We start from the raw sequence: 21,016 nt of genomic DNA on the forward strand, positions 1-21,016 counted from the left end.
CCGGATGAACGAAGAGCAAGTCGCCGATTTCTGGGAGACGCACCCCTGCGGCGATCATCAGGTCGGCGGGCTGAAGGACGACTATCTCGACTTCTTCGACCGTTACGACGCCTTCCGCTACGCCAAGGAAGGCCACATCCTGGGCTGTCTCGACGCCATCGACTGGCGCGGGAAGAAGGTGCTGGAGATCGGCCTGGGGCAGGGCGCGGATTCCGAACAGATCATCCGCCGCGGCGGCGAATGGTCGGGCCTGGACCTGACCAACGAGGCCGTCGACCGGACCCGCACGCGCCTTGGCCTGCGCGGCCTGCCCTTCGACGAGATCAGGCAGGGTTCGATCCTGGACGCGCCCTATGCGGACCGGAGCTTCGACATCATCTTCAGCCATGGCGTGCTGCACCACGTGCCGGATATTGCGACGGCCGAGAAGGAACTCCGCCGGCTGATCCGCGACGACGGCGAACTGGTCGTCATGATGTACGCGAAGTGGTCGCTGAACTACCTGCTGGCAATCGCCGTGCTGCGCCGCCTCGGGCTGGCGGCGATGGTGACGCTGGGCATGCGCGGTTCCGGCATCTACGCCGAGCACTACGACAATGCGAAGCGGGCCGGGCTCGGCGAGTATCTGAAGATGTCGAACTTCATCCACCGCAGCACCGACGGCGCCGGCAATCCCTACAGCAAGGTCTATGACCGCGCCGGACTGGAGAAGGACTTCCCCCATTTCCGCGTCACGCGGACCTACAAGCGCTTCATGTACGCGCCGCCCCTGCCGGTGACCAACTGGCCGGGCGGGCGTCTGATGGGATGGCATCTCTGGGCCCATCTGAAGCCCCGATGAGGTGGGCTGTCGGATGGCTGTCCGGTTTCGCGCTCCTTCTTGCCGCGCTTCTCGCGCCCGCCGCCGCGCAGGAGCGGATCGACATGGCGCTGGTGTTGTCGGTCGACACCTCCACCAGCGTCGACAATGGCGAGTTCCGGCTGCAGATGGCGGGGCTGGCGACGGCCTTCCGCCATCCGTCGGTGCAGTACGCCATCCTGACCGGCGCGCCGCGCGGCCTGGCGGTCACGCTGGTGCAGTGGTCGGGCGCCGGCGCCCAGGCGCAGGTCATCCCGTGGACCCTGATCCGGGAGAAGGCGGACGCCGACCGGCTCGCCAACCGCATTTCCGCGACCGGACGGCAGGTGGTCGGCGGCCGCACTGCGCTGGGGGAGGCCATGGCGCATGGCGTGGCCCTGCTGGCGGAACTCGAGCACGCGGCGCTGCGCCACGTCATCGACATTTCCGGCGACGGCGGCTCCAACGAGGGCCGGCTGCCGACCGAGGCGCGGGAACTGGCCCGCAGCGCCGGGGTGCAGATCAATGCCGTCGCCATCCTGAACGAGGAGCCGCGGCTGGATCACTATTTCAGCTCCGACGTCATCGTCGGCCCCGGGGCTTTTCTGGTCACGGCGACGGACTATGTCGATTTTGCCCGGGCCATCCGCCTGAAGCTGGTGCGGGAGATCCTGGGCACGCCCATCGCCTTCGAGGACAGCGGACGACGCCATTATGAATGACGGAACGGACGGCTACTGGCAGGCGGTGACGCTCACCGACCTGGCCAGCCTGGAGGAGATCGACCGGGCGCTGGGCGAACTGCCGCTTTCGACGGCGGTGTTCCGCGCCGACGACGGACGCTGGCGGGTAGAGGCGATCCTGGATCACGAGCCCGCCGAATGGCCGCTGCCGGGCGAGACAACGATCCAGCCGCTGGTCGAGCAGGACTGGGTGGCCCAGTCGCAGGCCGCGTTGCCGGCCATCCGCATCGGCCGCTTCCACATCCGCGGCGGCTGGGACGCGCCGCCGCCGGCCGGGATCATCGACCTGGTGATCGAGGCCGGACAGGCCTTCGGCACCGGCCGCCACGAAAGCACCTCGGGCTGTCTGACGCTGTTGCAGGGCGTGGCGCGCCGCCGGCCCGTGCGGCGTGTCCTCGACGTCGGCACGGGGGCGGGCATTCTGGCCATCGCCGCGGCGAGGCTGACCGGCGCCGTCTGCACCGGCACCGACATCGACCGCCGCTCGGTCGAGGTGGCGCGCGAGAACGCCTGGATCAACGACGCCGCCCACCGCTGCCGCTTCGAGGTCGCCGACGGCGTCCGCCAGCGCTGGGTCGCGGCGCGCGGCCCCTACGACCTGGTCTTCGCCAACATCCTGGCGCGGCCGCTGGTCGACATGGCGGGCGGTATCGCCGTCCGGGTTGCGCCCGGCGGGGATCTGATCCTGGCGGGACTGTTGACCCGGCAGATGCCGATGGTCATGTCACGCTATCGCATGGAAGGGCTGGTGCTGGCGGAGCACTGGCGAGAAAACGGCTGGAGCGCGCTGCGTCTCCACCGCCCGGGGGAGAGACAATGACGAAGGAACGGATCGACCGGCTGCGGGCGGAACTGGCGGCGCAGCAGATCAACGGCTTCATCGTTCCGCGCAATGACGAGCATTTCGGCGAATGGGTGCCGGCCTCGGCCGAGCGCCTGGCCTGGCTGACCGGCTTTACCGGTTCCGCGGGTCTGGCCATCGTGCTGGACGACCGCGCCGCCGTTTTCGTCGACGGCCGCTACACCCTGCAGGTGCGCGACCAGGTCGATCTGGACGTCTTCGAGCCGCGCCATGTCACCGAGGAGCCCGCGGGCGACTGGCTCCGGTCGGCGCTGAAGGCCGGCGACCGGCTGGGCTACGACCCCTGGCTGCACACGGAGGAAGGACTGAAGCGCCTGGCCAAGGCCGCCGAGGCCGCGCAAGCGGCGCTGGTGCCGGTCACGTCCAACCCCGTCGATGTCATCTGGACCGACCGTCCCGCCGCGCCCATGGCGCCGGTCGTGCCCCACGAGGACAGGTTCGCCGGCAAGCCGTCGGCCGAGAAGCGCGCCGAGATCGCCGCCGAGCTGGCCGGGAAGGGCGTCGACGCCGCCGTGCTGACGCTGCCCGAATCCTTTGCCTGGCTGCTGAACATCCGCGGCGGCGACGTCCCCCGCACGCCCCTGCCGCTCGGCTTCGCCATCCTGCACGCCGACGCGGCGGTCGATCTCTACATGGCGCCGGCGAAGCTGTCGGACGCGACCATCGCGCATCTGGGCGGGGCGGTGCGCCGTCACGCGCCGGGCGACTTCCTGGACGGGCTCGATCAGCTGGCGGAGAAGACCGTGCTGGTCGACAAGGCCACCGCCGTCGCCGCCGTCACCGAGCGCCTCGCCGCGGCGGGCGCGAAGCTGGTCCGGGGGAGCGACCCCACCGCCCTGCCCAAGGCGCGCAAGAACGAAGCCGAGATCGCCGGCACCCGCGCCGCCCATGTCCGCGACGGCGCGGCGGTGACGAAGTTCCTCGCCTGGCTGGACGCGCAGGCGCCGGGCACGGTCGACGAGATGACCGCGGCCGAGAAGCTGGAGAGCTACCGCCGCGAGGACAATCTGATGCGCGATCTGTCCTTCGACACCATCTCCGGCTCCGGCCCCAACGGCGCCATCGTCCACTACCGCGTGACCGAAGACACCAACCGCACCCTGGGGGCGGGCGAGCTTTTCCTGGTCGATTCCGGCGCGCAATATCTCGACGGCACCACCGACATCACCCGCACCGTCGCCATCGGCGAACCGAACGCGGAGATGCGGGAGCGCTTCACCCGCGTGCTCAAGGGCCACATCGCGCTGGCCACGGCGCGCTTCCCGAAGGGTACGACGGGCAGCCAGCTCGACACGCTGGCGCGCCTGCCGCTGTGGCAGGCGGGGCTGGACTTCGACCATGGCACCGGCCACGGCGTCGGCAGCTATCTGTCGGTCCACGAGGGGCCGCAGCGTATCTCCAAGCTGCCGAACGCGGTCCCGCTCGAACCCGGCATGATCGTCTCCAACGAGCCCGGCTACTACAGGACCGGCGAGTACGGCATCCGCATCGAGAACCTGGTCACGGTGGTCGCGGTGGAGACGCCGGGCGGCGAGCGGGAGACCTACGGTTTCGAGACCCTGACCCAGGCGCCGATCGACCGCCGCCTGATCGACGCCGACCTGCTGACCGCGGCCGAGCGTGACTGGCTCAACGCCTATCACGCCGGCGTCCGCGAGAAGCTCGGCGCCCTCGACCCCGACACCGCGCACTGGCTGGCCGAGGCCACCCGCCCGATCTGATCTGCTCCCGCAAGGTTGTCATGCCCGCCATCGTGCGGGCATTCGGCGATCCAATCGATTCGCGGCGAAGCCGCTCCGGACCCCCGCACGGGGGCGGGGGTGACAGAGATGACGTGCCTGAAGTGCCCCATCGAGGGACCCCCATGACAGCCGCGCGGCTTCCTGAAAGAATGGGGCGGTCAATCTCGGGGGAGGGGACCATGACCACGAAACACATCATCGACATGTCCGGCAAGGTGGTGGTGATCACCGGCGGCAGCCGCGGGCTGGGCCGGGAGATGGCGCTGGGCTTCGCCCATGCCGGCGCCGACCTGGTCATCGCCAGCCGCAAGCTGGAGAACTGCGAGGCCGTGGCCGAGGAGATCCGCGCGCTGGGCCGCCGCGCCCTGCCCGTCGGCGTCCACGTCGCCGACTGGGAGGACTGCGACCGTCTCGCCGACGCCGCCTATGACGAATTCGGCCGTGTCGACGTGCTGATCAACAATGCCGGCATGTCGCCGCTCTACGACCGGCCCGTCGGCATCACCGAGACGCTCTACGACAAGGTGCTCGACCTCAACCTGAAGGGCCCCTTCCGCCTGATGGCCAATATCGGCGAGCGCATGATCGAGGCCGGCGGCGGCGCCATCGTCAACGTCTCCTCGGTGGCCGCGATCCGGCCGAAGAAGAACGTCATCACCTACGCCGCGGCCAAGGCGGGGCTGAACGCCATGACCGAGGCCATGGCCGACGCGCTGGGCCCGACGGTCCGCGTCAACTGCATCATGCCCGGGCCGTTCCTGACCGACATCTCGAAGGCCTGGGACATGGAGGCGTTCAACGAGCGCGCGCGCAGCTCCATCGCGCTGCAGCGCGGCGGCAAGCCCGACGAGATCGTCGGCGCCGCGCTCTATCTCGCTTCCGAGCATGCCGGCTACACCACCGGCGCGATCATCCGTATCGACGGCGGCAGTCATTGAGTGATCGGGTCGCGTGTTCCTCCCCCTTGTGGGGGAGGTGGCTGCGCAGCAGCCGGAGGGGGTCCAAAGGCCACCCCCACCCCCACCCCGTCCCTCCCCCATCGAGGGGGAGGGAGAGATGCTTCAATCATCTGACCGGACGGGCTAGAAACGAGTTGGACTGGGCCCTGCAGCAAAGGAAATTTCGCGGATGACCACCGAACCCCGCGCCTTCGACGGCGTCAACGTGCTCGACTTCACCCAGGGCATCGCCGGCCCGCACGCCACCATGCTGCTGGCCCAGCACGGCGCCAACGTGATCAAGGTGGAGCCGCCGGAGGGCGACTGGGGACGCGGGCTCGGCGCGGTCTATGGCGATCAGTGCGCCCACTCCATCGCCTTCAACCGCGGCAAGCGCTCGCTGGCCATGGACATGAAGAACCCGGACGCCCAGGCGGTCGCGCGCCGCATCGCGGAGAAGGCCGACGTCATCGTGGAGGCCTTCCGCCCCGGCGTGATGGCCAAATTCGGTCTCGGCTACGAGCAGGTGCGCGCATTCAACCCCGACGTCATCTACCTCTCGGTGACCGGCTTCGGCCAGCAGGGCCCGTACGCGAACCGGCCCGTGACCGACGCAGTGATCCAGGCCTATTCCGGGCTGATGACCGTCAACCGCGACAAGGACGGCCTGCCCCAGCGGCTCAACATGATCCCCGTCGACGTCATCACCGGCCTCTACGGCTTCCAGGCCTTGTCCACGGCGCTGGTGCGCAAGTTCCGCTTCGGCGGGGGCTGCTACATCGACAACAACCTGATGCAGTCGGCCGCCGCCTTCCAGGCCGCCAAGATCATGGAGTTCCATCTGGAGAAGGGGCCGAGCCAGCCGCTCTACGTCCCCGTCGGCACCATGCCGACCACCGACGGCTTCATCAACATCACGGCGATGCGGGAGGCGCATTACCGCACGCTCTGCGACGTCATGGGCAAGCCGGAATGGAAGGACGACCCGCGCTTCGACAGCCGCGAGAAGCGCCTGGAGAACGAGGCCGTGCTGATGCCCATGATCCGGGAGGTCTTCGCCACCCGCTCCACCGCCGACTGGGCCGAGACGCTGACCGAGGCCGGGCTGATGAACGCGCCCGTCCAGACCTATGGCGACCTGATGGCGCATGAGCACGTCAGGGCGGTCGAGGCCATCGCCTGGGTCGAGCACGCCCAGACCGGCACGGTGCCCATGCCGCACATCCCCGGCCAGCCGCGTATCGACGGCCCCGGCCCGTTCACCCGCGCGCCCGCCATCGGCGAGCACGGCGCGGCGATCCTGGGCGAATGGGGCTACACGGACGCCGAGATCGCCGGCTTCCAGGCCAGCGGCGCGGTCCGGGGCGGGGAAGCGGCCCAGGCGGCGGAGTAGGAGGGATGCACCTTAAACAAGTGGCGTGGCTCAAGGCCAATCATTCTGATCGGCGGTTTGAGGAAAAATGCTGAATACTTTCTATGGTGCCAGAGCCATATTTCCGTTTCATCGAGACGATAAAGTACGGTTCGTTTGCATTCGCAAAAGATAACAATCCTCTCAATTGTACTATTTCACTGTCTTCAAGTTGACTGATTGAAAATTTATGTATCATTGCTGAAATTTTCCGCTTACGCTCCCGTCCAATAGATATCTTCCCGGTCGGAGTAACAACAAGTCCGGTGACCATTCGCCTCTGCCCGCGCGCGTATATTCCCCTTTTTTGTTCGTTAATAGTTATTCGAGGGCTTCGCATTCTCTTAATACGGTTTCGTATATTATTTTCGATATCTATTAGGACGTCCTTACTATGTGCCGATATTGTGATATCATCCGCATACCTAGAGTATTTCGCTTCTCTTTTTTCACATAATACCTTTACGTATTCATCAAAATCATAAAGAACGAGATTCGAGATAAGCGGCGAGGATGGGGCACCGATAGATAGACAATTGGGTGTATTGGATCCGCATCCCCAGAATATTAGCGGAATAATTTGGCGAAAGAATATTCGGTCAGATCTTGATAAATTCTGTTTGAAGATATACCGTTCCCAGTCTCTTGGAACTATTGAATTGAAAAAATTTTTGAAGTCGAGTTTCAAATAGACAGGATTATTTGAGTGAATTGAGGCGTTGTCTTTTATGCTGACGCCCTTCCTGTAGGCCATAGCCGCCTCATGGACCGGAAGGTGTTCCAAGTAGTTGTCACAGATATGACGCTGAACTATCTTCAGCTCGCGAGAGGGCTGAGCAATTATTCTCTCGCCACCTGATCTTTTTTCAATTGGATAGGTTTTGTATCTCTTTGGTGCTGTTGATAGTAATATATCTAAATAATAGCGATTGAGGCCTAATTCATAGGCCATTTTATCGAGTGTATTCATCGATCCAGCCTCTTTCGTTCAATGATTTTATTTTCAATGTATTTAGGTATATTTATGTCTTTTGAAAGTTCTGTATGAAATAGTGATTTCCAGCGAATTGTGTCTTTAATTTTGGCGCCGTCATGATACGAAATCTGTATTGGATCGGCTTCAAACGTCGTAATATAAAACTCCCTGTTACTATAGCCCTCCTTGACAATCCATTCTGCTAACATCAGGCAATATAATACCTGTGTAAGGCGTGTTTTGGATACGGGATGACCGAAGAACTGCATATAGTCCCTAATTTTTTCAAATGGAATAGCGCGACAAAAGTGAATAATTGAAATAACAAGGCAAAATTCCAGCAGGTCTGATCGAGCTGAAAGTCTGGAGCGCTTTTCTGCTTTTTTGATGTTAGTATTTATAAAGCTGACAATATCAGAAAAATGTGGCTTTACTTTTGATACCACGATTTTGCCATTATTCTTATGTGTTTCCCACGGATAATAGCCAACTCGTACCTGATCATCATTTTCAAGTCGTTTAACGGGACCAAATCTCAGAAATGATTCAGCGGTACGAAATTTTTCTTGAATCAATATTGCCAGTGAAGATCGAATTTCGGAAATGGATGCAAATGCCCCAAGTTCTGCAAATGACCCAACACTCTCTACAATTATCAATACCACAGAGGATATTTTTGCAATATCTTCTTCAAAAGAAATTAGGTCTTTGTAATCAGAATCCCTGTATAGCTGCGTGGCATTTTCCGCCAAAATAGTATCGCCTTGAATTTTTTTGTCGATTCTCCTTTCGCATATCAGGTATTGTCTCAGACTGTTTCGAGAGTTGCCGTTCTCAGGCATCTGGCCGCCACAGAAAAACACAAACTTCCGTGGGCGAACAAATCGAGATTCATTTAGATTGATCGCCGCGGCAAATTCTCTAAATGTCTCGACCATAAGGACTCTTTACCCTTGGTAGGCAGGTATAGGGCCTTGAGTTTATCGGCCGACAGGCGAGCGAAGAGCAATGAGCGATGAGCGAGAGATGAACTCAAGGCCCTATACCTGCCGATAAACCCACACAATAACGTTGCGTCTGGCTAAACGCCCGACGGGACTCCTTCGACGAGTTAGAGTCCGAATCGCGTAAAGAGGCTTTTATGTTCGCTGTCGGGTGCGCCCTCCGTCAAGGTGAAATCCGACTTGGTCCGGGCGGCCGGGATCGAACCGGCACGGGCATTCGCCCAACAGATTTTAAGTCTGTTGCGTCTACCAATTCCGCCACGCCCGGTTGCCATGACGCCGGCGGGAAGCCTGCCCCCGCGCCCGCGATTTGCCAAGGGGTGGCGCGCAGCAACAGACGGCGCCCCGGCCTTGAGCCGGGACCCATGCCGGAGCGGCTCCGGCGAACTGGGCGGCGGCGGCGAGGCTCAGGCGTGGGTCCCGGCTCAAGGCCGGGACGCCGTATTGTGGTGGCGGTGCGGAGCGGTTCCGGATGGTTTGGTGGCAGGAGTCAGAAGGCGCGCGGGCCAGCCCAACCAACCCCCGCGCGCCAACCGGTAGTGCCAGCCCAACCATCCCCGTCGCGCTGCACCGCCTCCGCCTATTGCTCCTCGATCAACCTTATCAGCGGCAGCCAGTCGTCGACCGCGCCGGCGCGGCGGGAGGGGGCGAGGTCGAAGATGCCGAGGCCGCGCCGCGCCACGTCCTGGTAGAGCGCGCGGTCGGCCAGCCGCGCCGCCGTCTCGTGGCCGAGCCCGGCCAGGAATTCGTCCAGCTCCTTCGCCGCGCGGGTATTGGCGCGCACCCGGTTGGCGACCACGGCCAGCGGCTTGCGCCCCTTCGCGATCGGCTTGATCTCCTCGACCTTCTTCACGAAGCGCTTCGTCGCGGCCTCGTCGAAGACCGAGGGCAGCACCGGCATCACCACCAGGTCGGCCTGTTTCAGCATCTCCTGCACCGCCTTCGAGGTGACCCCGGCCGGCGCGTCGATCACCAGCCGCTCGATCCCCTTCGGCACGTCGCCCGGCCCCTTGCGCCAGTCGAGGCCCTCGATCGCCGCGGCGTCGGCCGGCCGGCGCTTCAGCCATTGCAGGGCCGAGCGCTGCGGGTCGCCCTCGGCGATGGCGGTCCTGAGCCCGGCGGCGGCGAAGCAGGCGGCGAGATTGGTCGCCAGGGTGGTCTTGCCGCAGCCGCCCTTGGCGTTGGCCACCAGCACGGATATCAGCGCCATTCGCTCGTCCCCCTCATTCGCGCCAGAACGGCGCCGTCGCCCGGAAATCGTTCCAGGCCGCGATCATGTGCGGCTCCACCGCCTTCAGCCGGTGGGTGTACCAGCCCTTGACCAGCGCCGCGCCGACCATCGCTTCCGGCTGGCCGGCGGCGAGATCCTCGGCCAGCCCCTCGGCCACGGTGGCGTCGTTCATCCGCCCCAGGTCGTCCTGCAGCGCGCGCAGGCTCTCGCGGAACGTGCCGATGCGGCCGTCCGGGTACAGCGATTGGAAGAAGTCCAGCGCGTAGCGGAACTTCTTCACCGCGATGCGCACCTCGTGGCGCTGCGCCGTCGGCATGGTCTCGAAATCGCGGCCCTTCTTCCGGGCCTTGCGGAAGCGCTTGTCGAGCACCCGCGCGGCGAAGGCGGGCAGCGGCTCGCTCCAGTCGCCGGGCCCGGCCATGTTCTCGGCCAGCAGCATGACCGCGACCACCAGCCGGCTGAGCTCCCGCCCGGCGCAGAGCGCGCGCACCGCCTCGTAGGCCGCGGCCTGGCGGGCCTCGGCGGCCTCCGTCAGCAGCTTCAGCCCGCGCGCCTCGCCATGCGCGGCGGCGACCGGCGGCAGGGTCTCGGCCAGGAAGACGTCCAGGTCCCGCGCCGGACCCAGCGCCTTCAGCACCGGCCGCGCGCGCTCGTCGAGGCGCTCCGCCTCCGCGCCGATGGCCTTGCCGAAGACCTTGAAGGCCGAGCGCAGGCGGCGCAGCGCGACGCGGAGCTGATGCACGCCCTCCGGGTCGCGCCCGTCGGCGGCGGCGGGGATGTTGGCCATGATCTGGGTCGCGGTCTCGCCCAGGATGCGGGCGATGGCGCCGTTCACCGTGTCGCCGGGGCCGAGCGCCGGCTTGCGCGCCTTGCGCCAGGCCGGCGGCGCGTCGCCGGCGAGTTCCATACCGCGGGCGGCCTTGGAACGCGGCTCCAGCGCCAGCGCGTGCTTCGACAGCAGCATCTCCGCGGCGGCCAGCACGGCGCGCGGCTCGCCCTTCAGCAGTTCCAGCTCCAGCTCGCCCACGGGCATGCGGCGGTCCCCGGCCTCGATCCGGCCCTCGTCCAGCGAGGCCTCGATGACCGCGCCGTCGAACTCGACGATCTTCTTCGTGCGGCGGACGACGGTGCGGTGCCGCTCCGACAGCTCCTCGGGCAGGACGACGCCCAGCTCGCCCCGCGGCGCGCCCGCGGGCAGCAGGCCGGGATCGGCGGCAGGCGCGTCCAGCGTGGTCTCCCATTCGCCGCGCGCCAGCTCGCCCTGGCCCTCGCGCTTCAGTGTCAGGATGTGCTCGCCGCCCTTGTCGCGCAGGCGGAAGGTGAAGCCCTTGCGCCAGAGGCGGTCGTCGTCGGTGTCGTGATAGACGCTGACCACGTCCGAGCGCTTCGCCTCGCCGGGACCCAGATCGCCCAGCGCCGCCTTCAGCACGCGCGCCGGGCCCGTCAGCTTGATCTCCACCTCGACCGGCGCGTCCGTCATCTCCGCCTCCCTGGGCGCCATCCGGCCGCTGTGCGGCAGCCGATCCGGGGACGCCCTGACCAATCCCGTCCGTTTACCCCGGGTTTCGCGGTCCTGTCAGCCTGAATCGGCATCGCAACCCGAACAGCCGCGCTGTCACAAAAGTGAAACATTCACGGTGTTCAGTAATCGGTGGCATGGACAAGGATTGTTCAGGCGCGCGCCTTCAATAGCGCGTGGTCAGGGAAATCGCGGCGAAGTAGTGGGGATCCTGCTGTGTGTCGAACTCCCGGCTGCGCCGCACCATGGTATAGGCCAGCCGGAAACCGCCGATGTGAACGGCGACGCCGGCCTCCGCCTCGTGGACGAAGTTGCGCTTGTCGACCCGCGCGCTCTCGGTGAAGTTGTTGCCGTCCAGCACGAGGTTCTTGGCCACGCCGCGGGCCTGGAAGCCGGTGAAGAAGTACCAGTTGAAATCCGGCGCCCCGGCGATGAAGCCGCCGCCGGCGAGGCTCGGGCGGATGCGCGGCGGTCCCAGGTCGTCCTGCAGGTCAGGGCCGAAGCGGGCGATGAAACCCAGCCGGCCCTCGGTGCGCAGATTGCCGACGCTGACGCCCGCCGTGGGCAGCAGGTCGAAATTGTACTTCCGGCTTTCGCGCCAGAGCCGCCAGGTGCGGTCGAAGCTGAGCATCAGGACCGGTTCGTTCTCCAGCTGGTTGTTCCAGCCCTTGGCGATCTGGCTGGCGATGAGCTGGTGCACCGAATTCTGGGTGAACTCGCCCAGGGCCAGCGGGCCGACGACGCCGATCTGAGTGGTCAGGGTGTCGACGGCGAAGGTGCGGTCGACCACGCCGGCGAACTCCAGATAGAGATAGCCGGCATAGGGGTGCTCGCCGGGCTGCGGGTTGGGGTCGGTGATATCGCGCGGGGTGAACAGGTTCTGGCCGATGGAGACGCCCTCGTAGATGCGGGTCTCGTCATCCACGTCCAGGAAGGTCTTGCCCAGCCAGTCGGTAAGGTCGCTGACCGCGCCCTTGGGGCGCAGATACTGCAGGCGCCAGCCATTGGTGTAGTTCTGGTCGGTGCGGGCAAAATAGTCGTTCTCGATCACGACCGACAAGGTGCCGACCTCGGTCTCGGGCGCCTGCGCGCGCGCGCCCTGCAGGACGGCGGACAGCGCCAGCAGGGCCAGCAGGGTCAGCCAGATACGCGAAGCCTGGGAAATCATGCACTCATCCGAACCTGTCTCGGTTCGTATATGGCGACATGGTCGATGCGCGCAATGGCGCGGCCTTCCGAGAACAGGGCGACGTCCAGTTCGACGAAGCCATGGCCCTTGTGGTCGTAGCGCCGCGCGACCCGGGCGCGGGTCTCCAGATCGCCGCCGGCCTGCAGGGGCGCGAAATGGCGCACCGTGCTGCCGACATGGATCCACGGGCCCAGCCGGACATTGTCCTTCAGCGCGCTGTTCGCGCGGCGCAGCAGGAAGCCCGGATGCACCGCCCCGGTCTCCGTGTAGAGCGGATGCGTCTCGCGCACGTCGGCGCGGTAGCTCTGCTGGCCCGCGCCGTCGGCGGTCTCCCGGATCGTGCCCAGCGCCGCGCCTTCGGGCAGGGACTGCGCTGACGCCGGCGGCCGCGCGTCCGGCGCCGGCAGCTCGGCTGTCGGGTACTGCTCCGGCAGAGGCGGCTCCGCCGGCTCGGCCAGCCAGGCGGTGGCATGCGCCAGCTCCGTGTCCCGCGCCGAGAGCGCGATGGCCAGCCGGCCGTCCGCGTCGTCCCGGGCCTCGATCCGTGCGGTCTCGCCGTCATAGAGCGGCTTGCCGAAGCGGCACTCGATCATGCCCCGGGCGAGGAAAGCGGCGCCGAAACGGATCACCGCCGCCCGGGTCATGTAGGCGTAGACGTCGACGCCCGGCACCAGGCCGCCCTGGAAACCGAACTTCTTCGCCACCGAATCGTCATGGATACGGTTCTCGCTGGCCGTGGCCGTGTTGAAGGCCGCCACCTCGTAGGCAATCGCGCCGCTCATCGAATTCCTCCCTGTCACGCCGGCCCGAGCATATCCGCTCGCGTCTGAGGGGTCACGGGCCGCCGCCGCCGGGGCTCCCGCTTGTTAGGCGGTTTCTTCATGATGGAAACAGAAACGGAACATGTGTGCGCCGTTTTTCTCCACTTGTTGGCGGTCATCACCATCCGAATCCGGTCGATTCCATTGACGCCCCATTTTTTTCCACGTATATCCATTTTTGCCCCAGAAAATTCCGTGTATTTCCGGTGACATCCAGAAGCCTCGGAGGGGAGAAGGCGTAACGGGCGGCGCGCAGGAAGCCAGAGCAGCGGAGCATCAGGCCGGGCATGAAGTTCTTCCTCGGCACATATGTCCGAAAGGTGGACCGGAACGGACGGGTCTCCATTCCCGCCAAGTTCCGCACGCTGCTGGGCGAGAGCGACGAGTCCGCCGAAGTTCACATCTTCCGCTCGCGCCACGACGACAACGTCCTCATCGGCTGCGGCGACGCCTTTCTCGAAAAGCTGTTCGAGCGGCTGGAGCGGGAAGACCCCACCAGCCAGGCCTATGAAGACATCAGCTATTCCATCTTCGGCGGCGTCAGCACGCTGACCATCGACGGCGACGGCCGCATCGTCCTGCCGCCCGAACTGCGCGAAGCGGTCGGCGTGGAGAAGGAGATCGCCTTTGTCGGCCGGGGCGACCAGTTCTCGCTGATGCATCCCGACGTCGCCTCCGGCAAGGTTGAGGAGGGCCGCGTGCGTTCCCGCAGCGCCCATGAGGGCATGCTGTCCAAACGGGGGCGGGACGAATGAGCGCGCATCTGCCCGTCATGCTGGACGAGGTGACCGCGGCGCTGCGCCTGCGCGACGGCGGCCGCTATGTCGACTGCACCTTCGGCCTGGGCGGCTACACGGCGCACTGGCTGGCCGCGGCCGACTGCCAAGTCTACGCCATCGACCGGGATCCGGACGCCATCGCCGCCGCCGAGGTCATGGCAGAGGCTCATGGCGGACGGCTGACGCCCCTGCACGGCGCCTTCGGCGACATGGAGACCCTGTTGCGGGATGCGGACGCCGGCGCAGTCGACGGCGTGGCCATGGATCTGGGCGTCTCCTCGCCGCAGCTCGACCGCGCCGAGCGTGGTTTCAGCTTCCTGCGCGACGGGCCGCTGGACATGCGCATGAGCCGAAGCGGCGAGACCGCCGCCGACATCGTCAACACCTGGGAGGAGTCCCGGCTGGCGGACCTGTTCTACCATTATGGCGAAGAGCGCCGCTCGCGTCCGGCGGCCCGCGCCGTGGTCCGCGCTCGCGACGAAGCGCCCATCGACACCACGGGCCGGCTGGCGGAGATCATCGCCGCCGCCATCCCCGCGCCGGGCAGCCGCATTCATCCGGCGACGCGGGTCTTCCAGGCACTCCGCATCGCCGTCAACGACGAGCTGGGGGAACTGCGACGCGGTCTCCGCGGTGCGGAACGCGTGCTGGCCGAAGGCGGCCGGCTTGCCGTGGTGAGCTTCCACAGCCTTGAAGACCGGCTGGTCAAACGCTTCCTGACCGAACGCGCGGGCGCGGAGCCCAGGGGGTCGCGTCACCGCCCCGAGGCAGTGGACGGGCGGGAGCCGTCCTTCCGGCTGCTCAAGCGCGGGGCGATCAAGCCCGGCGACGCCGAAATCGAACGCAATCCGAGGGCCCGGTCGGCGCGGCTGCGGGTGGCCGAAAGGTCCGCAGCCGCGCCGTGGCCGCCTGGCGCGGGCACTGAGGACGAAGCCGCATGAAGGGCTATATCGCCATCGCTTCGGTGCTCGCCGGTCTTTCCGTGGTCGGCGGCGTCTACGAGATCGAGCGCCGCCATGACGCCGCGGACAGCCACGCCCGTGAGATCGAGCGCCGCATTGAGAACGCCCGGCGCGAGATCCATGTCCTGGAGGCGGAGTGGAGCTATCAGACCCGCCCGTCGCGGATCGAGGACCTGGCGGCGCGGCACCTGCCGCTGAAGCCGACCGCGGCGGACCGCATCCTGGCCGATCCGGCGGCGCTGCAGACGGTCATCGACCGCATGGGCGGCATTGTCGAAGCCCGATCGACGGAGGCACTGAAATGAGCCGCACCCTGTTCGATCCGGCGCCCTCTGCGGAGCTTACGGGCCGTGACCTGAAGTCCCGGCTGCCCTCCAGCGACGCCGCGCGCGTGCGCCGCCGGCTGGTGCTGCTGGCCGTGGCTTTCGCCATCGGGTTCTTCGGGCTTTCCGCGCGGACGGTGCAGCTTTCACTGCCCGCGCAGCCCCTGCTGGCCGACGCCGCCCGGGCGGCGGAGTCCGAGGCGCCGGCTGCGGCATCCGAGGCGCTGCCCTGGCGCAAGCGGGCTTCCATCGTGGACCGCAATGGCGGCCTGCTGGCCGTCGACCTGCCGACCCATACGCTGCTGGTCCACAAGCGGCGGGTGAAATCGATCCCGCAACTGGCGGAACGGCTGGCCGTGGCCCTTGGCGAAGACGACGCCGCCGGGATCCGCGAGCGGCTGGAATCGGCCCGCGCCAGCGTCATCCTGCGCCGCCGGCTGACCCCCGATCAGGTGGCCGCGGTCTACCGGGTCGGCGATCCGGCCATCGAGATGCTGCCCACGGTCACCCGCAACTACCCGGCGGGCGCGCTGACCGCGCACGTGGTCGGCTTCCTGGACGGCGAGCACCGCGGCCGCGCCGGCATGGAGCGGGGACTGGAGACGCGTCTGCACGATCCCGCCGCGGGGCCGGTCGCCCTTTCCATCGATCTCGGCGTGCAGCATGTCGTGCACCGGGAACTGAAGCGGGCCATCGAGACCTTCTCCGCCATCGGCGGCGCCGGCGTGGTGATGGACGTGGATACCGGCGAGGTGATTTCGCTGGTCTCCCTGCCGGATTTCGACGCCAACATGCGCGAGGCGATGCGCGAGGACGCGTTCTTCAACCGCGCCACCTATGGCCGCTACGAAATGGGCTCCACCTTCAAGGCCTTCACCACGGCCATGGCGCTGGAGGTGGGGCGCCTGCGCCTGACCGACGGCTACGACGCGACACATCCGATCCGTTATGGCCGTTTCACCATCCGCGACCACCACGCCAAGGCGCGCTGGATGACGGTCGCCGAGATCTTCATGTACTCGTCCAATATCGGCGCGGCGAAGATGGCGGTGGACGTCGGCACCGAAGCCCAGCGCCGCTTTCTCGGCTCGCTTGGTCTCCTGGACCGGTCGCCGCTGGAACTGCCGGAGGTGATCGATCCCCAGGCCCCGGCCCGCTGGAAGGAGCTTGAGACCATGACCATCGCCTTCGGGCATGGTCTCGCGGTCTCGCCGATGCAGGTCACCGCCGCCATGGCCGCCATGGTCAATGGCGGACGCTACGTCACGCCGACGCTGCTGCGCCGCGGACCCGGCAACCCGGCCACCGAGCGCGAGGTGATCTCCCCGGCGACCTCGGAGAAGCTGCGCAAGCTGTTCCGGCTCGTCGTGGCGGAAGGCACCGGCCGCAAGGCCCAGGCGCCGGGCTATGTCGTCGGCGGCAAGACCGGCACGGCCGAAAAGCCGAAGGCCGGCGGCTATTCCCGCAAGGCGATGATCACGTCCTTCGCGGGCATCTTCCCGATGCACGACCCGCGATACGTCATTCTCATCATGCTGGACGAACCGAAAGGCACCAAGGAAACCTTCGGCTACGCCACCGCCGGCTGGAACGCCGCGCCGACCGCGGGGCGCATCATTCCCGAGATCGCGCCCATCCTGGGCGTGCGCCCTGTCGCACCCGACGATCCGCGTGTCATCGAGGCGCTGTCCCTCCCCGCCAACGCCGAACGGACAGCGAGGCGGAATGAAACTCTCTAGGCTTGCAGGCGGGAGCGCGGGCGAACATGGCGATATCGACATCGCCGGACTGACAGCGGACAGCCGGGAAGTACGTCCCGGCTTTCTCTTTGCCGCGCTGCCGGGCGTCCGCCATGACGGCGCGGAGTTCGTGCCACGGGCCGTGGCGAGCGGCGCCGTCGCCGTGCTTGCCGGACGCAGCCTGGACGCCGGCGTACCGCTGATCACCGGTCAGGACCCGCGACGCTGCCTGGCGCGCATGGCGGCCCGTTTCTACCGTTCCCAGCCGGAAACAGTCGTCGCCGTGACCGGCACCAACGGCAAGTCCTCGATCGTGTGGTTCCTGCGCCAGATCTGGGCAGCGGCGGGGATCAACGCCGCCTGCCTCGGCACGCTGGGCGTGACCACCCGGAACGGCCACTATCCCGGTTCGCTGACCACACCGGACCCGGTGGCGCTGCAGCGGCAGGCGGCGGCGCTGGCCAATGACGGCGTGACCCATCTGGCGCTGGAGGCCTCCAGCCACGGGCTGGCCCAGCGCCGCCTCGACGGGCTGTGTCTGACCGCCGGCTGCTTCACCAATCTCAGCCATGACCATCTCGACTATCACAGCTCCGTCGAGGACTACCTCGACGCCAAGTGCCGGCTGTTTGCCGAGCTGTTGCCGAAGGGCGCGCCGGCGGTGATCTGCGCCGATTCCGAACATGGCGCCACGGTCGCCGGCCGCGCCCGCGAGGCCGGGCTGCACGTGGTCACCTATGGCCGGGGCGACGCCGACGTCACCTACCGCGTGCTGGAGGCCGACCTGGACGGCCAGCATCTCGAGATCGACGCCGCCGGAGTGCGGGCGCAGGTCCGCCTGCCTCTCGTCGGCGCGTTTCAGGCCGAGAACGCGATCGCGGCCTTCACCCTGGCGACCGTCCTGGACTCCGGGCGCCGGGGTGCTCTGGCGGCGCTGGCCGGACTGACGGGGGCGCCAGGCCGGCTGCAGCCGGCCGGCAGCTCCGCCGGCGCCGCCGCTTTCATCGACTACGCGCATACGCCCGAGGCGCTGCGCGCGGCGATCGCCGCCCTCCGGCCCCACACGGCGGGCCGCATCGTCACCGTCTTCGGCTGCGGCGGCGACCGCGACCGGGCCAAGCGGGCGGTCATGGGACGGATCGCGGCCGAGCTGTCGGACGTCGCCATCGTGACCGACGACAATCCCCGCAGCGAGGATGCCGCCGCCATCCGCGCCGAGATCATGGCGGCCTGCCCGGGCGGAATCGAGATCGGCGACCGCCGCGAGGCGATCGTCCGCGCCGTTTCCATGCTGCGCCAGGGCGATGCCGCGCTGATTGCCGGAAAAGGCCATGAAACCGGCCAGATCGTGGGCGATCAGGTGCTTCCGTTCGACGACCTGTCGGTGACGGGCGAGGCAATGGAGGCGCGGACATGATCGATCTCTGGCATGCGGACGAGGTGGCGGCGGCCACGGAAGGGCAGGCGGCCGGCGGCTGGCGGGCCGGCGGCGTCTCCATCGACAGCCGCACCGTGACCGCGGGCGATCTCTTCGTGGCCCTGGAAGGGCCGAACTTCGATGGCCACGACTATGTCGAAGACGCGCTCGCGAAGGGCGCCGCGGCGGCCATGGTCCACCGTGCGCCGGCCGGCGCCGATCCGGCCCGGCTGGTCGTCGTGGGCGATACGCTGAAGGGGCTGCAGGATCTCGGCCGCGCCGCCCGCCAGCGGACCTCGGCGAAGGTACTGGCAGTGACCGGCTCCGCCGGCAAGACCGGCGCCAAGGAGGCGCTGCGCCACTGTCTTGCCGCCTGCGGGGTGCGGGTCCACGCCTCGGACAAGAGCTTCAACAACCATTGGGGCGTTCCGCTGACACTGGCGCGGATGCCGCGCGATGCCGAGTACACCGTCCTGGAACTGGGCATGAACCATCCCGGCGAGATCTCGGCGCTGGTCGAGATGGCCCGGCCCGACGTGGCGCTGGTCACCACCATCGCGCCAGCGCATATGGCGGCGTTCGAATCCCTGGATGCCATCGCCGACGCCAAGGCCGAGATCTTCGAGCGCCTCGGCCCTGATGGCGCAGCGGTCATTCCCGCCGACCTGCCCCAGACCGCACGTCTGACCGCGGCGGCAAAGCGGGCGGGCGCCGGGCGGATCGTCACCTTCGGCGCGGCGGACGCGGCGGACGTCCGGCTGATCTGCGCGAAGGTCAAGGCCGACCGCTCCTGCGTCCGCGCCGATCTCGCCGGCGTGGAGGCCACGTTCTGCGTCGGCCTGCCCGGCGAACACTGGGTGATGAATGCGCTGGGCGTGCTGGCCGCGCTGCAGGCCGCCGGCGCAGACATCGGCCGTGCGGCGCCGGCGCTGGCGCGGCTGCGGCCGCTGGCCGGCCGGGGCGCGCGCGAACAGGTGTCAATGCGCGGCGACCGCTCCTTCACCCTGATCGACGACAGCTACAACGCCAATCCGGCCAGCATGCGCGCCGCCTTTTCCGTGCTCGGCGCCGCCGAGCCGGCAGGGCGCGGCCGCCGTGTCGCCGTTCTGGGCGACATGCTGGAACTGGGCCGCGAAACGGGCCGGATGCACGCCGGCCTGGCCGATGACCTCGCCGAAAGCGGCGTCCGGCTGGTCTTTCTCTGCGGCCCCGAGATGGCCCGGCTGGAGGCGGCGATGAAGGACCGCGCCGAGGTCACGCACGCGCCCGACTCCGAGACACTGGCGCCTAAGGTGGCCGCCGCGGTCGGCGACGGCGACGTTGTGCTGGTCAAGGGCTCGCTCGGCAGCCGCATGGCGGTGGTCGTGGAGGCGCTGAAATCCCTGGGCGAGGGCGGCCGCGCAGCCGCCGCCCGCGGCTGAAGGGGGCGAGCATGCTCTACAACCTCCTTTCGCCGCTTTCGGAGCAGTTCCTGTTCTTCAACCTGTTCCGCTATCTGACCTTCCGGACCGGCGGCGCGGTCATCACGGCGCTGCTCGTCTGTTTCATCGTCGGGCCCTACTTCATCCGCTGGCTGCGGTCCCAGCCGCGCTACGCCCAGCCGATCCGCGAGGACGGGCCCCAGGGCCACATCGTGAAGAAGCAGGGCACGCCGACCATGGGCGGGTTCCTGATCCTGTTCTCCGTCACGGTGGCGACGCTGCTCTGGGCGGATCTGTCGAACCAGTATGTCTGGATCGTCGTCATGGTGACCCTTGGCTTCGGTCTGGTCGGCTTCGTCGACGACTATTCCAAGGTGAAGGGCGGCACCCATCGCGGCCTGCCGGGCCGGTTGCGACTGGGCGTCGAGTTCGGGATCTGCCTGGTGGCCACCGTCTGGCTGGCGCTGATTGCGCCGGAGAACCTGTCCAACCAGCTCGCCTTCCCGTTCGTGAAGGACTTCATGCTCGATCTCGGCTGGTTCTTCGTGCCCTTCGGCATGTTCGTCATCGTCGGCACGGCGAATGCCGTGAACCTGACCGACGGGCTGGACGGCCTCGCCATCGTGCCGGTGATGATCGCCTCCGCCACCTTCGCGCTGATCGCCTATGTCAGCGGTCACACGGTCTTCGCCGAGTACCTGCAGATCAACTTCGTGCCCGGCGCGGGCGAGCTGGCGGTCTTCACCGGCGCGCTGGTCGGCGCCGCTCTGGGGTTCCTGTGGTTCAACGCGCCGCCGGCGATGGTCTTCATGGGCGACACCGGCAGCCTGGCGCTGGGCGGCGCGCTCGGCGCCATCGCCGTCGTGGTGAAGCACGAGTTCGTGCTCGCCATCGTCGGCGGCCTGTTCGTTCTGGAAACCGTTTCCGTCATCGTTCAGGTGGCCAGCTTCAAGCTGACCGGCCGCCGCGTCTTCCGCATGGCGCCGCTGCACCACCATTTCGAACAGAAAGGCTGGGAAGAGCCCACCATCGTCATCCGCTTCTGGATCATCGCCCTCATCCTGGCGCTGATCGGCCTCGCCACGCTGAAGCTGAGGTGAG

The 21,016-nt window shown here is 67.0% G+C and carries 17 protein-coding genes and 1 tRNA gene; 13 read left to right on the plus strand and 5 right to left on the minus strand.

The window, feature by feature from the left end; translation table 11 throughout:
* The first annotated feature begins 4 nt into the window (after positions 1–4).
* The 6 genes from TEF_05855 to TEF_05880 all read left to right on the plus strand — a co-directional run bounded on the left by TEF_05855 (position 5) and on the right by TEF_05880 (position 6,516).
* Positions 5–841: a hypothetical protein gene (locus TEF_05855; GenBank protein ANK80368.1), complete on the plus strand. Its 837-nt coding sequence runs from the start codon at positions 5–7 to the stop codon at positions 839–841.
* On the plus strand, positions 838–1,560 hold the full coding sequence (locus tag TEF_05860) for a hypothetical protein (protein ANK80369.1): 723 nt from the start codon (positions 838–840) through the stop codon (positions 1,558–1,560). The genes TEF_05855 and TEF_05860 overlap by 4 nt, the downstream gene beginning before the upstream one ends.
* Positions 1,553–2,401, plus strand: a complete 849-nt coding sequence (locus tag TEF_05865; GenBank protein ID ANK80370.1) for a hypothetical protein — start codon at positions 1,553–1,555, stop codon at positions 2,399–2,401. Before TEF_05860 ends, TEF_05865 begins: the two co-directional genes overlap by 8 nt.
* Positions 2,398–4,164 carry an X-Pro aminopeptidase gene (locus TEF_05870; protein ID ANK80371.1) on the plus strand — a complete coding sequence of 589 codons (1,767 nt, stop codon included), beginning with the start codon at positions 2,398–2,400 and terminating at the stop codon, positions 4,162–4,164. The genes TEF_05865 and TEF_05870 overlap by 4 nt, the downstream gene beginning before the upstream one ends.
* Before the next feature lie 200 nt (positions 4,165–4,364).
* Positions 4,365–5,123, plus strand: a complete 759-nt coding sequence (locus TEF_05875; protein ID ANK80372.1) for a short-chain dehydrogenase — start codon at positions 4,365–4,367, stop codon at positions 5,121–5,123.
* A 190-nt stretch (positions 5,124–5,313) separates the two neighbouring features.
* Positions 5,314–6,516: a hypothetical protein gene (locus TEF_05880; protein ANK80373.1), complete on the plus strand. Its 1,203-nt coding sequence runs from the start codon at positions 5,314–5,316 to the stop codon at positions 6,514–6,516.
* Between the two features lie 2,179 nt (positions 6,517–8,695).
* On the opposite strand, the gene TEF_05885 is transcribed toward TEF_05880, so the two are convergent.
* The 5 genes from TEF_05885 to TEF_05905 form a co-directional block, all read right to left on the minus strand.
* Positions 8,696–8,782: transfer RNA gene (locus tag TEF_05885), tRNA-Leu, on the minus strand.
* 312 nt (positions 8,783–9,094) lie between these two features.
* The gene (locus TEF_05890) at positions 9,095–9,724 is read right to left on the minus strand and encodes a chromosome partitioning protein ParA (protein ANK80374.1); all 630 of its coding nucleotides are present in this window, start codon (positions 9,722–9,724) and stop codon (positions 9,095–9,097) included.
* A gap of 13 nt (positions 9,725–9,737) precedes the next feature.
* Positions 9,738–11,246, minus strand: coding sequence for a hypothetical protein (locus TEF_05895; GenBank protein ID ANK80375.1), 1,509 nt, complete (start codon positions 11,244–11,246; stop codon positions 9,738–9,740).
* Between the two features lie 184 nt (positions 11,247–11,430).
* Positions 11,431–12,396, minus strand: coding sequence for a hypothetical protein (locus tag TEF_05900; GenBank protein ID ANK83306.1), 966 nt, complete (start codon positions 12,394–12,396; stop codon positions 11,431–11,433).
* A gap of 32 nt (positions 12,397–12,428) precedes the next feature.
* A complete protein-coding gene (locus tag TEF_05905; GenBank protein ANK80376.1) occupies positions 12,429–13,235 on the minus strand; it encodes a hypothetical protein in 807 nt (268 codons plus the stop codon).
* Positions 13,236–13,561: 326 nt separating this feature from the next.
* Here TEF_05905 and TEF_05910 point away from each other — a divergent pair, with 326 nt between their 5' ends.
* Genes TEF_05910 through TEF_05940 form a run of 7 tightly spaced genes read left to right on the plus strand, consistent with a single transcriptional unit; the run spans position 13,562 to position 21,015 of the window.
* Complete coding sequence (locus TEF_05910; GenBank protein ANK80377.1) at positions 13,562–14,029, plus strand: hypothetical protein; 468 nt, start codon at positions 13,562–13,564, stop codon at positions 14,027–14,029.
* Positions 14,026–14,994: a 16S rRNA (cytosine(1402)-N(4))-methyltransferase gene (locus tag TEF_05915; GenBank protein ANK80378.1), complete on the plus strand. Its 969-nt coding sequence runs from the start codon at positions 14,026–14,028 to the stop codon at positions 14,992–14,994. Before TEF_05910 ends, TEF_05915 begins: the two co-directional genes overlap by 4 nt.
* Positions 14,991–15,320 (plus strand): hypothetical protein, encoded by a 330-nt coding sequence (locus TEF_05920; GenBank protein ID ANK80379.1) that lies wholly within the window; start codon positions 14,991–14,993, stop codon positions 15,318–15,320. The genes TEF_05915 and TEF_05920 overlap by 4 nt, the downstream gene beginning before the upstream one ends.
* On the plus strand, positions 15,317–17,077 hold the full coding sequence (locus TEF_05925; protein ANK80380.1) for a hypothetical protein: 1,761 nt from the start codon (positions 15,317–15,319) through the stop codon (positions 17,075–17,077). Before TEF_05920 ends, TEF_05925 begins: the two co-directional genes overlap by 4 nt.
* Positions 17,064–18,494 (plus strand): UDP-N-acetylmuramoyl-L-alanyl-D-glutamate--2,6-diaminopimelate ligase, encoded by a 1,431-nt coding sequence (locus tag TEF_05930; GenBank protein ID ANK80381.1) that lies wholly within the window; start codon positions 17,064–17,066, stop codon positions 18,492–18,494. Before TEF_05925 ends, TEF_05930 begins: the two co-directional genes overlap by 14 nt.
* Complete coding sequence (locus TEF_05935; GenBank protein ID ANK80382.1) at positions 18,491–19,915, plus strand: hypothetical protein; 1,425 nt, start codon at positions 18,491–18,493, stop codon at positions 19,913–19,915. The genes TEF_05930 and TEF_05935 overlap by 4 nt, the downstream gene beginning before the upstream one ends.
* Positions 19,916–19,926: 11 nt before the next feature.
* Positions 19,927–21,015 (plus strand): phospho-N-acetylmuramoyl-pentapeptide-transferase, encoded by a 1,089-nt coding sequence (locus TEF_05940; protein ID ANK80383.1) that lies wholly within the window; start codon positions 19,927–19,929, stop codon positions 21,013–21,015.
* Position 21,016: the final 1 nt, after the last annotated feature.

The organism is Rhizobiales bacterium NRL2, assembly GCA_001664005.1.
Classification (GTDB): Bacteria; Pseudomonadota; Alphaproteobacteria; order Minwuiales; family Minwuiaceae; genus Minwuia.

What these genes read in the sequence shown, in the direction of transcription:
- TEF_05930 (ANK80381.1), top strand. Translation starts at nt 17,064, where the DNA reads ATGAAACTCTCTAGGCTTGCAGGCGGGAGCGCGGGCGAACATGGCGAT.
- TEF_05940 (ANK80383.1), top strand. Translation starts at nt 19,927, where the DNA reads ATGCTCTACAACCTCCTTTCGCCGCTTTCGGAGCAGTTCCTGTTCTTC.
- TEF_05890 (ANK80374.1), bottom strand. Translation starts at nt 9,724, where the DNA reads ATGGCGCTGATATCCGTGCTGGTGGCCAACGCCAAGGGCGGCTGCGGC.
- TEF_05895 (ANK80375.1), bottom strand. Translation starts at nt 11,246, where the DNA reads ATGGCGCCCAGGGAGGCGGAGATGACGGACGCGCCGGTCGAGGTGGAG.
- TEF_05855 (ANK80368.1), top strand. Translation starts at nt 5, where the DNA reads ATGAACGAAGAGCAAGTCGCCGATTTCTGGGAGACGCACCCCTGCGGC.
- TEF_05915 (ANK80378.1), top strand. Translation starts at nt 14,026, where the DNA reads ATGAGCGCGCATCTGCCCGTCATGCTGGACGAGGTGACCGCGGCGCTG.
- TEF_05870 (ANK80371.1), top strand. Translation starts at nt 2,398, where the DNA reads ATGACGAAGGAACGGATCGACCGGCTGCGGGCGGAACTGGCGGCGCAG.
- TEF_05905 (ANK80376.1), bottom strand. Translation starts at nt 13,235, where the DNA reads ATGAGCGGCGCGATTGCCTACGAGGTGGCGGCCTTCAACACGGCCACG.
- TEF_05865 (ANK80370.1), top strand. Translation starts at nt 1,553, where the DNA reads ATGAATGACGGAACGGACGGCTACTGGCAGGCGGTGACGCTCACCGAC.
- TEF_05935 (ANK80382.1), top strand. Translation starts at nt 18,491, where the DNA reads ATGATCGATCTCTGGCATGCGGACGAGGTGGCGGCGGCCACGGAAGGG.
- TEF_05860 (ANK80369.1), top strand. Translation starts at nt 838, where the DNA reads ATGAGGTGGGCTGTCGGATGGCTGTCCGGTTTCGCGCTCCTTCTTGCC.
- TEF_05875 (ANK80372.1), top strand. Translation starts at nt 4,365, where the DNA reads ATGACCACGAAACACATCATCGACATGTCCGGCAAGGTGGTGGTGATC.
- TEF_05925 (ANK80380.1), top strand. Translation starts at nt 15,317, where the DNA reads ATGAGCCGCACCCTGTTCGATCCGGCGCCCTCTGCGGAGCTTACGGGC.
- TEF_05920 (ANK80379.1), top strand. Translation starts at nt 14,991, where the DNA reads ATGAAGGGCTATATCGCCATCGCTTCGGTGCTCGCCGGTCTTTCCGTG.
- TEF_05880 (ANK80373.1), top strand. Translation starts at nt 5,314, where the DNA reads ATGACCACCGAACCCCGCGCCTTCGACGGCGTCAACGTGCTCGACTTC.
- TEF_05910 (ANK80377.1), top strand. Translation starts at nt 13,562, where the DNA reads ATGAAGTTCTTCCTCGGCACATATGTCCGAAAGGTGGACCGGAACGGA.